This window comes from Leisingera methylohalidivorans DSM 14336 (genome assembly GCF_000511355.1).
GTDB lineage: Bacteria > Pseudomonadota > Alphaproteobacteria > Rhodobacterales > Rhodobacteraceae > Leisingera > Leisingera methylohalidivorans.
In genome coordinates this window covers 328,072-341,461 of the sequence record NC_023135.1, presented here as the reverse complement: position 1 = coordinate 341,461, position 13,390 = coordinate 328,072, and the positions used below count along the sequence as shown (strand labels likewise).

The following is a 13,390-nucleotide window of genomic DNA, read 5'->3' as shown; positions in this document are numbered from 1 at the left end:
CAACAGGCAGGCCAGATGACCAACAATGACAGCCCCGTTCTGCATCTGTTAGATGCGTCTTTGACCCTGAATAGCAATACCGGCCCGGTAGAGATTCTGCACGGCATCTCGCTGGATGTGCGGCAAGGGGAGACATTGGGGCTGGTGGGGCCGTCCGGGTCAGGCAAGTCATCGCTGCTGATGCTTATGGGCGGACTGGAGCAGGCCACCGGCGGCCGCGTGGCAGCATTGGGCCAGGATCTGACCGCAATGGACGAGGACGCCCTCGCCCGGTTCCGCCGCAACAACATGGGCGTGGTGTTCCAGAGCTTTCACCTGATCCCCACAATGACCGCGCTGGAGAATGTCGCCACACCGCTGGAGCTGGCCGGGGTGAAGGACGCCTTTGACCGCGCCCAAGCGGAGCTGCAGGCAGTTGGTCTTGGCCATCGCGCCGGCCATTTCCCGGCGCAGATGTCGGGCGGCGAGCAGCAGCGGGTGGCACTGGCGCGCGCGCTGGCGCCCCGGCCCGCGATCCTGCTGGCGGATGAGCCGACCGGCAATCTGGACGAGGCCAATGGCGCCGCGGTGATGGACCTGCTGTTCGGCCTGCGCGACCGCTCAGGCGCGACCCTGGTGATGGTTACCCATGCGCCGGAACTGGCCGCCCGCTGCGACCGGGTGATCCGGCTGCGTGACGGGCGGATCGATGAAGAGGCCGCGCGCGAGGCTGCCGAATGAATACCGGCAGACTTCGTCTCGCCTGGCGGTTTGCCCGGCGTGAACTGCGCGGCGGCCTGAAAGGGTTTCGCATTTTCCTGGCTTGTCTGGCTTTGGGGGTCGGGGTGATTGCCGCCATCGGCTCGATCCGCGCCTCGATCGAAGCCGGCCTGTCGCGCGAGGGCTCTACGATCCTGGGCGGCGATGCCGAGCTGAATTTCACCTATCGGTTTGCCAATGGTGATGAGCGTGCCTGGCTGGATCAGACAGCGCTTCGGTATTCCGAAATCGCCGAGTTCCGCTCGATGGCGACAGTGGGTGAGGATCGCGGGCTGACCCAAGTCAAGGCGGTGGACGGGCTTTATCCCCTGAAGGGGGAGATGAAGCTGACGCCGGAGATGCCGCTGGAGGCTGCACTGGAAGGCGCGGACGGCCTGCCCGGCGGAGTGATGGACCGGGTGCTGGCGGACCGGCTGGGTTTGCGGCCGGGCGGTAGATTCCGCCTGGGAACGCAGGATTTCATACTGACGGCGTTGATCGCGCTGGAACCGGATGCTGCAGCCTCGGGCTTTGAACTGGGGCCGCGCACCATGGTGAGGACCGGGGATCTGGCAGAGTCCGGCCTGCTGGAGCCGGGCACGCTGTTTGACACCAAGTACCGGATGGAGCTGCCTGCGGGCAGCGATCTGAACAGGCTGCAGGCCGAAGCCGAAGGGCTGTTTGAAACCACCGGCATGCGCTGGCGCGATGCCCGGAACGGCGCGCCGGGTATCACCTCATTCGTGGAACGTCTCGGCGGGTTTCTGGTGCTGGTGGGCCTGTCCGGGCTGGCGGTGGGCGGGGTTGGTGTTTCCGCCGCCGTGCGGGCATATCTGGCGACCAAAACCGCCACAATCGCCACCCTGCGCACCTTGGGGGCGGAGCGGCAGACGGTATTCCTGACCTACTTTCTGCAGATCGGCGTGCTGACGCTGGTTGGTGTGGGCATAGGGCTGGTGCTGGGCGGGCTGGGGCCGGTGCTGCTGGGGCCGCTGATTGCGGCGCAGCTGCCATTTCCGGCGGTGTTTGCCCTTTACCCGTCAGCGCTGGCAGAGGCGGCAGTCTATGGTGTGCTGACGGCCTTCATTTTTGCGCTCTGGCCGCTGGCGCGGGCGGAACGCATCCGCGCCGCGTCGTTGTTCCGGGATGCCTTTGCCAGCCGCACCCGGCTGCCGGCACCGCGCTACCTGCTGGCCACTGCGCTGGCGCTGGCAGCGCTGGTGGGGCTGGCCGCCTGGTTCAGCGGCTCGGCGCAGCTGACGCTGTGGACCGCAGGCGGTCTGATGGGCGCGCTGATGGTGCTGCTGGTTGCGGCGCTGGGGATCGGGGTCCTGGCACGCCGCGGCACCGCTGCCTCGCGCGGGCGCCCTGCCCTTCGCTGGGCGCTGTCCTCGATCGGAAGCACGCGGGATGGCGCGGTGCCTGCGGTGCTGGCGCTGGGGCTTGGGCTGACGGTTCTGGCCGCCATCGGCCAGATCGATGGCAACATGCGCCGGGCGATTGCCGGCAACCTGCCGGAGGTGGCACCGAGCTATTTCTTCGTCGACATCCAGCGCAGCCAGATGCCCGGCTTTCTGGAGCGGGTCGGGAAAGATCCGGCCGTGACCCGGGTAGAGAACGCGCCAATGCTGCGCGGAGTGCTGACCCGCATCAATGGCCAGTCCGCTGCCGAGGTTGCGGGCGATCACTGGGTGGTGCGCGGCGACCGCGGCATCACCTATGCCGCGGCCCAGCCGGAGGCAACCGAAGTGACTGCCGGCACATGGTGGCCAGCGGACTACACCGGCGAACCGCAAATCAGTTTTGCCGCGGAAGAGGCTGAAGAACTGGGGCTGTCCTTGGGCGACACGCTGACCCTGAACATCCTGAGCCGGGACATCACCGGCACCATCACCAGCTTCCGCAATGTGGATTTCTCCACTGCGGGCATGGGATTTGTGATGGTGCTGAACGAGGCCGCCCTGGCCGGTGCGCCGCATAGTTTCATTGCCACAGTCTATGCCGAAGAACAGGCCGAGGCCGCGATCCTGCGCGATCTGGCGCGCGCGATGCCGAATATCACCGCGATCCGGATGCGCGACGCCATTGACCGGGTCTCTGACATTCTGCGGCAGCTCGCGGCCGCTACAGCCTATGGCGCTGCGGCGACACTGCTGACGGGTTTCCTGGTGCTGCTGGGGACTGCGGCAGCCGGAGAGCCTGCCCGCCGTTACGAGGCCGCGCTGCTGAAAACGCTGGGGGCGCCGCGCAAGCAGATCCTGCTGAGCTTTGCGCTGCGGTCCGCCCTGCTGGGAGCGGCAGCCGGGCTGGTTGCGCTGGCGGCCGGCATTGCCGGGGCCTGGTCGATCAATGCCTATGTGTTTGAGACCAGCTATGCAGTGATCTGGCCCAATGCGCTGATGGTGATTTCAGGCGGCATTCTGACAACCCTTCTGGCCGGGCTGGTCTTTGCCATGCGCCCGCTGGCGGCAAAGCCTGCCCGCATCCTGCGCGCCAGGGAGTAACCTGACCTGCGGCGGCGGCTTCAGCGGACGCCGCAGGACACCGGCTGCAGGATGCGCATCAGGTCGTGGTTGCCGCACACCAATGCTTCCAGGGTGATGGCATCCAGTGAGGTGTAAAACGCCTGCGCGGCATCGGCCAGTGCCACCTTGAGACGGCAGGCATCGGTCAGCGGGCAGGTGTTGTCCGCGTCGGCAAAGCATTCTACCATCGGCAGGCTGCCTTCGACATCGCGGAACACATCGCCGATCCGGATCTCGACCGCGGGCTTGCCGAGGTTTATACCGCCGTTGCGTCCCCGCAGGGTCGTCAGATAGCCAAGCTGGCTCAGCTGGTTGATCACCTGCGCCAGGTGATTTTCCGAGACGTTGCAGCATTCGGCAATCTCGGCCTTGGTGACCAGGCGGTCCTCATGCGCGGCACAATACATCAGCAGCCGCACGGCAATGTTGGTCCTTTTGGTAATGCGCATGGGTCGCTCCCGCAGCTATGGTGCATCGCTTATTGCACACGGCGGGAAAAAGCGGTTTGACATACATCAATAACCGGAAGCACTGCAGAAAGGCGGAGAAGATGACAGCCCCCTATTTCTTTGGCTACGGCAGCCTGGTGAACACGGCAACGCATAACTATGGCGGCGCCCGGCCTGCGCAGCTGCGGGGCTGGCGCCGCGCCTGGGTGCATACGGACCTGCGTGAAGTGGCGTTTCTGTCGGCTGTCCCTTGCCGGGACAGCGTGATTGACGGGCTGATCGCAGAGGTGCCAGCGGCAGACTGGGCTGCGCTGGACGAACGGGAATTTGCCTACGAACGGCTGCCCGCCTCAGACAGGGTTCAGCATGGGCTGGCGGGAACGCCGGAAGTATCCGTTTATGCCGTGGCACCGGGACAGCAGAAAGGCGTTACGGACCGGCATCCCATCCTGCTCAGTTATCTGGATGTGGTGCTGCAGGGCTATCTGCGGGTCTTTGGCGAGGCTGGATTGCAGGGCTTTGTCGCAACCACCGATGGTTGGGACGCCCCTGTGCTGAACGACCGCGCCGCGCCGCGCTATCCGCGGCACCAGGTGGTGACGGCGGCTGAACGCAAATTGTTTGATGAACTGATCGACAGCACAGGCGCCCGCCGGGTAGTCTCGGGGGCATGTTAGAAAAGGCGCTATTGCACCTCGGCCGGATTGCACGGCAGCTCTGGTTCAGGGTTGTACTGATTTCCCTTTTTTCCTTGCTGCTTCTGCTGCTGGCACCGCTGGCAAAACCGCTGCTTCCGAATGGCCTGAGCGAAGATTTCGGGCGTGAGGCAGTGCTGCCGGTGCTGACGATCCTTGCCTCCGGCATGCTGGCAGTCACGACATTTTCGCTTAACGTCATGGTCAGCGCCTACCGTACTGCGGCCTCGATGGCGACACCGCGGGTTTACCGGCTGCTGCTGGAAGACACCATCACCCACCGGGTTCTGGCCACGTTTGTGGGCGGGTTCATCTATTCGCTGAGTGCCGTGATCCTGTTCCGGGCGCGCTATTATTCGCCTGAGGGCGCGCTGGTGGTCTTCGGGCTGACAATCATCGTGGTGATCCTGATTGTTGGCGCCATCGTGCGCTGGATTGATCACTTGTCGAGCCTTGGCAGCATGGACCATACCCTGCGGCTGATTGAGGACCGCACCCGCGCCAGCCTGCGCGCCCGGATAAAAAAGCCCTGCCTGGGCGGGGTATGCGCGCTTGAAGATTCCAAACCCGAAGACGCAGTGGATATTCCCGCCGCCAAAAGCGGCTTTGTGCGCTTTGCCGGGCTCGCCCAGCTGGATGAGCTGGCCGCCGAGGCCGGCACGCAGATCACCCTGGCGCTGGCACCGGGCGAATACATCCTGCGCGGCCAGCCGGTCGCCTGGGCCACCGCCGGCGACAACAAGTTCTGCAAGGCGGCCTCTGCCGCGATCGACATCGGCGATGTGCGCAGCTTTGATCAGGACCCGTCCTTTGGGCTGTCGCTGCTGGCCGAAACCGCGCAAAAGGCGCTGTCACCCGGTGTCAATGATCCCGGAACAGCGGTTGAGGTCATGGGCCGCTTGGAACGGCTGCTGTGGGAAAACACACCCGCGGATAAGGTCAGTGACGCCCGCGAGGCCACCTATCCCAATGTCAATGTGCCGCCGGTGACCGCGCCGCAATTGCTGGCCTGCGCCTTTCCGCCGATTGCCCGCTGCGGCAGCGATGCCCCTTCGGTGATGCGCTGGATGGAGAAATCCCTCGTTGCGCTTGGCGAACATCCCAACCCTGAGATGGCCGAGGCCGCCAAGGGCCTGCGCCAGGAACTGCAGGACGGGCGCTGGGATTGAACGTTCCGTTTCCAGCAAAAAGATATTCTCCCGCTTGTTCCGGCGCATGAAACAGGCAGTTTTCCCAGACGGGCATGGGATCGCATCCGGCGGGAGCGTTCCACAGCTTAGGGGCGGTGCTCTGCAGCACCGCCCTGTTCCACTTTCAGAAGCAACCGGTCAGCCGCGGGCGCGCACTTTTTCCATCAGCGCCAGCAGCGCCGACATGTCGGGGCCGCGCTCCATACCGGTTACGGCCTTGCGCAGCGGCATAAACAGGCCTTTGCCCTTGCGGCCCGTCGCCTCTTTCACGGCAGCGGTCCACTTGCCCCAGCTTTCGCTGTCGTACGGGCCTTCCGGCAGCAACGCCATCGCCTCGGCGATGAAATCCTTGTCCTCATCCGCCACCAGCGGCGCGGCACCATCGCGGCACAGCTCCCACCAGCCGCCCAGATCCTTGAGCGTGGTGATGTTTTCCTTGGCCATGTCCCAGAACGCCGCCTGTTTCGCGGCAGGCACACCCAGCGCGTCCACTTCTGCCTGTACCGCGTCCAGCGGCAGCGACTGCAGGTGGCGGGCAGTCAGCGGATAGAGGTCCTCAACATCAAACTTGGTCGGCGCGGCGCCGAAGCGATTGATATCGAAGCCGTCGATCAGTTCCGCCAGTTCGCTGCGCAGCTCGACCGGGTCGGAGGAGCCCAGGCGGGCCATCAATGACAGCAGGGCCATCGGCTGCACACCCGCTTCACGCAGGTCGCGCAGGGCAAGCGTACCAAGGCGTTTGGACAGAGCCTCGCCCTGGGGGCCTGTCAGCAGCGAATGGTGCGCGAACGACGGCACCGTGCCGCCCAGCGCTTCGATGATCTGGATCTGGGTCGCGGTGTTGGTCACATGGTCGGAGCCGCGCACCACATGGGTCACGCCCATCTCGGTGTCATCCACCACCGACGCCAGCGTATAGAGAAACTGCCCGTCGCCGCGGATCAGCACCGGGTCGGAGACCGAGGCCGCGTCGATGGAAATATCGCCAAGGATGCCATCCGTCCACTCGATGCGCTGGTGATCCAGCTTGAAGCGCCAGACACCATCGCCGCGCTCCGCGCGCAGGGCAGCTTTCTCCTCGTCCGGCAGAGCCAGCGCAGCGCGGTCATAGACCGGCGGCTTGCCCATGTTCAGCTGCTTCTTGCGCTTCAGGTCCAGCTCGACCGGAGTCTCGAATGCCTCGTAAAAGCGGCCGATCCCGCGCAGCTTATCCGCCGCGGCAACATAACGGTCGAGCCGTTCCGACTGGCGCTCCACCTTGTCCCAGGTCAGACCCAGCCATTCCAGGTCCTGCTTGATGGCATCGACATATTCTTCCTTCGACCGCTCCGGGTCGGTGTCGTCGATGCGCAGAATGAAGGTGCCGCCGGCCTTGCGGGCGATCAGATAGTTCATCAGCGCGGTGCGCAGGTTGCCCACATGGATGTAACCGGTGGGCGACGGGGCAAAACGGGTGGTGGTCATCACGGTTCTCCTGTTGCCCTGCCCCTTGTCACATAGGCCGCGGTTTGTCCAGTTTCAGCAAAATTAACGCACCCTTGGCGCTTGCCTCCCCTCCCGGCAGCAAAGCCGCCTGCCCTGCAGCGGGCGCGGGTATCTTTCCAAAGAAGGAACTGCCCTCGTCAGAATGGCTGCACCGGCCAGATCGCGTCCAGATCCTTGAGGCCCGCGTGGATTAGTTCTGCCAGAACGTTCAGGTCAATATCGGCGAGCTTGTTCACGTAAAGACAGCTTCTGCCCAGCTTGTGCTTGCCCAGACGCGCCAGCAGAGCACCGTAGTTCTGATAGCCCGGCAAGATGTAAATCGAATGCCGCGCCTTGCGTGGAGAAAAACCGGTGGCGAGGAAATCGCCTTCGCGTCCGGTGGCATAACGGTAGTGGTAGCGCCCATAGCCAATGATCGACGGCCCCCACATCTGCGGCTCATACCCCGTAACCTCGCGGAACAGGCTGTCCAGCTGCTGCGCCTCCTCTGCTTTGCGCTCCGGCTCAACACCGGAAAGGAATTCCGCAACGCTGGCACCGGTGGGGACTGTCTTGTTCTGGCTCATATGCAGCCCTCCTCGGGCTGATACTGCCTTATTACGGCCCTTCTGACAGCCCCCTGCTCTTCCTTGCTGGGGTCCACTGCTGCCGGTCTTGGACCGGCACCCGCGATCTGATGCACCATACATTGGCGGCAGTCTTTGCCGGCATCAGCCGGCGCGCTGTCAGCCGAATTAATACGGCGGCGCCTTTTCAATAGCCGGTTTGCGGCCCGAACCTGCTGCCGTCCGCAAACCGGGACAGGCGGAAGTCATGCGGGTCCACCACCGGCTTGTCGCCGGTGACCAGATCGGCCGCGAGCCTGCCCGCGCCGGGGCCGATGCCAAAGCCGTGGCCGGAGAACCCGGTGGCGATGACCAGACCCGGCAGCCCATCAGCCTGGGAAATCACTGGAATCGCATCCGGGGTCACGTCGATCAGCCCGCCCCAGCTTTGCACAACATCGGCACCCTGCAGCACCGGAAACGCATTTTGCGCCGATGCCCAGCCGCTTTTCAGCGCCTTTTGCGACGGCGCAGGGTCCAGCACCCGGCACAACTCAAACGGGGTGGTCTGGTTCGGCTGCCAGCGGCGGTCCTGGGCCGCCTCTTCGCGCCAGCGGTCGGACAGGCGGAACTGCAGCGCCCGCCATTCCTGCCGGTAGCTGGGCAGAAACTTCCAGCCCAGGCGAAAGCTGTCCGGCACGATGTCAACGATGTTTTCATGGGCATCCGCCACCGTGTAACCGCCGTCGGCGCGTTTGCGCAGGCCCAGATTGGCACTGCGGATGGCGGTCTCCGGCCCGCCCTGCACAGGTGACGTGCGCAGGACAGAGTTCAGAACTTTCAGCTGCGGCAGGTTCACACCTGCGTTGCCCAGGAACAGCCGCGACCAGGCCCCGCCCGCCACGACTACAGCAGTGCAGGCTACCCGGCCGCGCTCGGTCATCACGCCGCTGATGCGGCCGGCCGCCGTCTCGACGCTGCGCACTGCGCATTCGGTCATGACTTTTGCACCCGCTGCCTGTGCGGCACTAGCAATGGCGTGCGTCGCCATCTGCGGTTCAGCCCGTCCGTCCATCGGCGTCAGCAGCCCGCTGCGGGTTTTGGTCTGATGACCCGGCATCAGCAGCTCCAGCTGATCGCCGCGGACCATGCGGACGCCCTGGTCATAGCCGTCAAGATTACGCAGCCAGCGTTCCAGCTGCGCCTCGCGCTTGCCGGTTTCTGCCGTGTAGAGGATGCCTGAGCGGGTAAAGCCGGTCTGCCGGCCCGTGCGTGTGTTCAGCCCCTCCCAGAGCCGCAGCGCTAGGGCCATCAGCGGGATTTCCCGCGGGTCGCGGCAGGACATCCGCACCCACCCCCAGTTGCGCGAGCTTTGCTCACCCGCGATCTGGCCCTTTTCACACAAGAGCACGGAATGTCCGCGTTCCGCCAGCTCCAATGCAGTGGTCGCGCCAATGATACCGCCGCCGATCACCACGGCGTCAACGGCCCTTGGCAGGGCCAAATCGGATTGGAAATGGGGCAGTCTTGGTCCAGGCATGAAGGCATCTATGCCTGCAGTGGAAACCCCGGTCCAGCATCCATGCGACGCGCTATGCCCCGCATACCGCCATTGTGTTTTTTCCGCCGCATGACAGAGCATTACTGCCGCCGGAGCGGTTTGATTTACGTAACCTAGCGCGCAGAAATTCACGCCGTTTCAAAGGGTTAAAGCGAAACTCAGGACGGATCTCGCCAGCGGTTCACAATCGGATAGCGACGGTCCAGCCAGAACGCGCTTGGGGTCAGGCGGGCGCCGGGTGCGGACTGGAAGCGTTTGTATTCGCTGATATAAACCAGATGTTCGACCCGTTTGGCCACATCGCGGTCAAACCCGGCCGCAACACAATCAGAGATTGAACCATCGTTATCGACGAGGATTTCCAGGATCGCGTCCAGCTCCGGGTAGTCCGGCAGGCTGTCGCTGTCCTTCTGATCCTCGCGCAGCTCGGCACTGGGCGGCTTGTCGATCACATTGGGGCGGATGACCTCCCCCGCCGGGCCCTTCATCCAGGGGCGGTGGTTGGCGTTGCGCCAGCGGCAGGTCTCGAACACGCGGGTCTTGTAGAGATCCTTGATCGGGTTGTAGCCGCCGTTCATGTCGCCATAGATGGTGGCATAGCCCACCGCGACTTCGGATTTATTGCCGGTGGTCAGCAGCATTTCCCCGAACTTGTTGGACATCGCCATCAGCAGGAGCCCGCGCAGTCGGGACTGGATATTTTCTTCGGTGAGGCCCGGCTCCATGCCCGCAAACAGCGGCGCCAGCGTGTTGGTGATTGCGTTGCGGCCTTCGGAAATCGGCACATAGTCGTAGTGCACGCCCAGCGCCTTGGCGACAGCCTCGGCATCCTCCAGCGACTCGTCAGAGGTGTATTCCGAAGGCAGCATCACGCAGCGGACGTTTTCGGCGCCCAGCGCATCCACCGCAATCGCCGCGACAATGGCCGAATCGACACCGCCCGAGAGTCCCAGCAGCACCTTCTTGAAGCCGGTCTTGCCCATGTAGTCGCGCAATGACTCGACCATCACCCGGTAGTCCTGCTCCCATGCGTCCGGCAGATGCGCCTTTTCGCCCTCGACCGCGTGCCAGCCGTCTTCGGTCCGCTCCAGATCAAGATGGGCATAGGCTTCGTCAAACACCGGCATCTGCAGCGCCAGGGCGCCGCCCGGATTCAGCACAAAGGATCCGCCGTCAAACACCTGATCGTCCTGGCCGCCGACCATGTTGAGGTAGATCACCGGCAAGTGGGTTTCGACGGCGCGCGCCACCATGTGGTTGAAGCGCACTTCCATCTTGTCGCGGAAATAGGGCGAACCGTTGGGGATCAGCAGGAATTCGGCGCCGGTTTCGGCCAGGGTCTCGGCCACATCCTGGTGCCAGCCATCCTCGCAGATCGGTGAGCCGATGCGGGTATTGCCAACCGCATAAGGGCCGCCCAAGGGACCGGCGTCATAGACGCGGACCTCGTCAAAGACGGTCTCATTCGGCAAGTGATGCTTGAGGCTGCGCGAGGCAATCCTACCGCCCTTCAGGATCAGGTAAGCGTTGTAGAGCCGCCCGCCCTCGATCCACGGGGCGCCGATTGCCAGCGCCGGGCCATCGGCACAGTCCGCCGCCAGCTTTTCCACCTCGGCAATGGCGGCCTGATGAAAGACCGGCTTCATCACCAGGTCCTGGGTGTTGTAGCCGGTGATGAACATTTCCGGCAGCGCCACCAGATCGGCGCCGGCCTTGCAGCCCTCTTGCCAGGCATCCCTGGCCTTGACGGCATTGCCCGCCAGGTCGCCCACCGTGGGGTTCAGCTGCGCCAGTGTCACGCGGAAACGGTCTGCCATGCTGCTTTGGCCCTTTGCAAAACTCACTGAGAGTCGTTTACCAGATTGAACGCTAAGTAAAAGAGCAAGGCGCGGAGGCCGGGTAAAAGACATTGCGGCCCCGCCTGCGGTAGCTTAGTTTCCGGGCGAGCAACCCAATATGGCAGCAGCACCGTAATTCCTGGGCAGGCAGAGGCTTCAATGACCCGTTTCGGCACCGCATTCGCGCTTTCCACACTTCTGGCACTGGCCGCACCGGCGCTGGCCCAGGAGGGTGACGTCATTACCACTCAGGACGAAATCGGCGGGGTCTACGAGGGCACCTTCCGCAACGGGCTGCAACATGGCACCGGCACCTACAAACTGCCCAACGGATATGAGTACACCGGCGACTGGGTTGATGGCGAGGTCCGTGGCCATGGCGTCGCGCGGTTCCCCGACGGCTCAGTCTACGAGGGCGGGTTTGCGCAAGGCAAGCCGCATGGTCTGGGTAAACTCACCCGCGCCGACGGCAGCACCTATGAGGGCGGCTGGCAGAATGGGCAAATTCACGGCGACGGCACTTCGGTCTATGCCAGCGGTGTGCGCTATCAGGGCAGTTTCGCTGAAGGCGAACGCCACGGCAAAGGTGTGATGTCGTCGCCTGACGGGTATACTTATGACGGTGACTGGGTTGCGGGACGCCAGCAGGGGCAGGCTAGGATCACCTATGCCGAGGGCACTGTCTATGAAGGCGCCGTGGCTGATGGCCAATTGCAGGGTCAAGGCAAGCTGGAGACCTCGGACGGGCTGGTCTACGAGGGCGAATGGGCCGCCAGCCAGATGCACGGCACCGGCAAACTGATGCAGCCCAATGGTGATATCTATGAGGGCGAGCTGAAAAAAGGCCGCCGTCATGGCACCGGCACGCAGAGATATGCCAACGGCGATATCTATACCGGCGACTTCCAGAACGATCAGCGCCACGGCACCGGCACCTTCACCGAGAAGGACGGCTACAGCTATACCGGTGAATGGGTAAAGGGGCAGATCGAAGGCAAGGGCAAGGCGGTCTATCCCGACGGCTCAGTCTATGAAGGGGATTTCCGCGATGATCTGGCCGAGGGTCAGGGCAAGATCACCTATCCCGACGGCTCCACCTATGAAGGCGCCTGGGTGGCCGGCGTGATTGAAGGCACCGGCACTGCCACCTACCCCAATGGCATCACCTACACCGGTGAATTCCAGAATGCCAAAAACCATGGCCAAGGCGTGATGACCTATGCCGACGGCTATCGGTATGAGGGCGGCTGGCAGGACGGGCAGCGCCACGGCGAGGCCAAGGTGACCTACGCCGATGGCTCGGTCTATACCGGTGCGTTCGCGGACAGCCAGCGGCACGGTCAGGGCAAGATCGTCATGCCCGACGGCTTCTCCTACGAAGGAGAATGGCGCGAAGGCAAGATTTTCGGTGAAGGCGTGGCCACTTATGCCAATGGCGACATTTACGAGGGCAGCTTTGTCAACGGCAAGCGCCAGGGGCCGGGCACGATGAAATATGCCAGCGGCCAGCAGGCGGAAGGCACCTGGGAAAATGGTGCATTGGTCAGCAAAGACGGCGGGTAAGGCGGAAATGGATCGGGGCGCTGTGCAGCGCCCCTCCTTTTATCCGGTCAGCCGATGCGGATGCGGCTGAGATGATCCGGCATCGCCACGCCTTCCAGATTGGCCGGATCGGACTGCGGCGGCTTCAGTTCCATTGCCATCGGCACCACGCCCGCCCAGATCGGCAGCGCATAGTCTTCCTCGTCATCCTTGGGCGGGCCGCTGCGGATCTTGGCGGCGCCTTCCTCAATCGGCATCCGCAGCAGGGCCGTTGCCTTCAGCTCCTGACGGGTCATGGGGCGCAGCGCGTCCCAGCGGCCGGGGAAGATGTGGTCCACCATGGTCTTGAGGCTGGCAGCCTTGGCGTCTTCATCGGTCACCTTCTCAGCCGTTCCGAACAGCATGACGGAACGGAAATTGACCGAATGGTGAAAGGCTGACCGCGCCAGCACATAGCCATCCATGCAGGTGACGGTCAGGCAGACCTCCGCCCCTTCCATCGCCCGGATCGCGCGGCTGGCTGCGGAGCCGTGCCAATAGACGTGATCGCCCTCGCGCCATTGCAGCGTCGGCAGCACGGACGTGGCCCCATCGAGCTGATAACCGATATGGGCAAGCGGCAGGGCGTCGAGAACCTGATAGACAGCGCCGCGGTCATAAAGGCCGCGCTCGTGCGCGCGCCGCAGGCGGCTGCGTTCGGATTTCAGGGCGTTTTCCGGTTCGGACTGGCTCATAGGCTGACCTCTTGTTCCTGATTGTCTTTCCAGGACAGCTATGCGCAAACTGGACTACAATTAACGTCCAGTTTCAGACAAAAAGAAC

The 13,390-nt window shown here is 63.8% G+C and carries 11 protein-coding genes; 5 read left to right on the top strand and 6 right to left on the bottom strand.

Annotated elements, in window-relative coordinates; genetic code table 11:
• The first annotated feature begins 15 nt into the window (after positions 1-15).
• Positions 16-720, top strand: coding sequence for an ABC transporter ATP-binding protein (locus tag METH_RS01750; RefSeq protein WP_024088677.1), 705 nt, complete (start codon positions 16-18; stop codon positions 718-720).
• Entirely contained in the window at positions 717-3,242 is a 2,526-nt protein-coding gene (locus METH_RS01745) for an ABC transporter permease (protein ID WP_024088676.1), read from the top strand. The genes METH_RS01750 and METH_RS01745 overlap by 4 nt, the downstream gene beginning before the upstream one ends.
• 20 nt (positions 3,243-3,262) lie before the next feature.
• Here the strand turns inward: METH_RS01745 and METH_RS01740 are convergent, their stop codons facing one another.
• The gene (locus METH_RS01740) at positions 3,263-3,712 is read right to left on the bottom strand and encodes an Rrf2 family transcriptional regulator (RefSeq protein ID WP_024088675.1); all 450 of its coding nucleotides are present in this window, start codon (positions 3,710-3,712) and stop codon (positions 3,263-3,265) included.
• A gap of 101 nt (positions 3,713-3,813) precedes the next feature.
• Between METH_RS01740 and METH_RS01735 the strand changes: the two genes are divergently transcribed.
• Together METH_RS01735 and METH_RS01730 are read left to right on the top strand one after the other, a co-directional pair.
• Complete coding sequence (locus METH_RS01735) at positions 3,814-4,389, top strand: gamma-glutamylcyclotransferase family protein (RefSeq protein WP_024088674.1); 576 nt, start codon at positions 3,814-3,816, stop codon at positions 4,387-4,389.
• Entirely contained in the window at positions 4,383-5,576 is a 1,194-nt protein-coding gene (locus METH_RS01730; protein ID WP_024088673.1) for a DUF2254 domain-containing protein, read from the top strand. The genes METH_RS01735 and METH_RS01730 overlap by 7 nt, the downstream gene beginning before the upstream one ends.
• A gap of 159 nt (positions 5,577-5,735) precedes the next feature.
• On the opposite strand, the gene gltX is transcribed toward METH_RS01730, so the two are convergent.
• From gltX to METH_RS01710, 4 genes are all read right to left on the bottom strand, one after another.
• Complete coding sequence (gltX, locus tag METH_RS01725; RefSeq protein ID WP_024088672.1) at positions 5,736-7,061, bottom strand: glutamate--tRNA ligase; 1,326 nt, start codon at positions 7,059-7,061, stop codon at positions 5,736-5,738.
• Between the two features lie 158 nt (positions 7,062-7,219).
• Entirely contained in the window at positions 7,220-7,648 is a 429-nt protein-coding gene (locus tag METH_RS01720) for a DUF1801 domain-containing protein (protein ID WP_024088671.1), read from the bottom strand.
• Between the two features lie 187 nt (positions 7,649-7,835).
• Positions 7,836-9,167 carry an NAD(P)/FAD-dependent oxidoreductase gene (locus METH_RS01715; RefSeq protein ID WP_024088670.1) on the bottom strand — a complete coding sequence of 444 codons (1,332 nt, stop codon included), beginning with the start codon at positions 9,165-9,167 and terminating at the stop codon, positions 7,836-7,838.
• Positions 9,168-9,346: 179 nt separating this feature from the next.
• Positions 9,347-11,005, bottom strand: coding sequence for an NAD+ synthase (locus METH_RS01710; RefSeq protein ID WP_024088669.1), 1,659 nt, complete (start codon positions 11,003-11,005; stop codon positions 9,347-9,349).
• A gap of 180 nt (positions 11,006-11,185) precedes the next feature.
• Between METH_RS01710 and METH_RS01705 the strand changes: the two genes are divergently transcribed.
• Entirely contained in the window at positions 11,186-12,589 is a 1,404-nt protein-coding gene (locus tag METH_RS01705) for an MORN repeat-containing protein (RefSeq protein ID WP_024088668.1), read from the top strand.
• A gap of 47 nt (positions 12,590-12,636) precedes the next feature.
• On the opposite strand, the gene METH_RS01700 is transcribed toward METH_RS01705, so the two are convergent.
• Positions 12,637-13,302 (bottom strand): pyridoxamine 5'-phosphate oxidase family protein, encoded by a 666-nt coding sequence (locus METH_RS01700; protein WP_024088667.1) that lies wholly within the window; start codon positions 13,300-13,302, stop codon positions 12,637-12,639.
• Positions 13,303-13,390 lie beyond the last annotated feature (88 nt).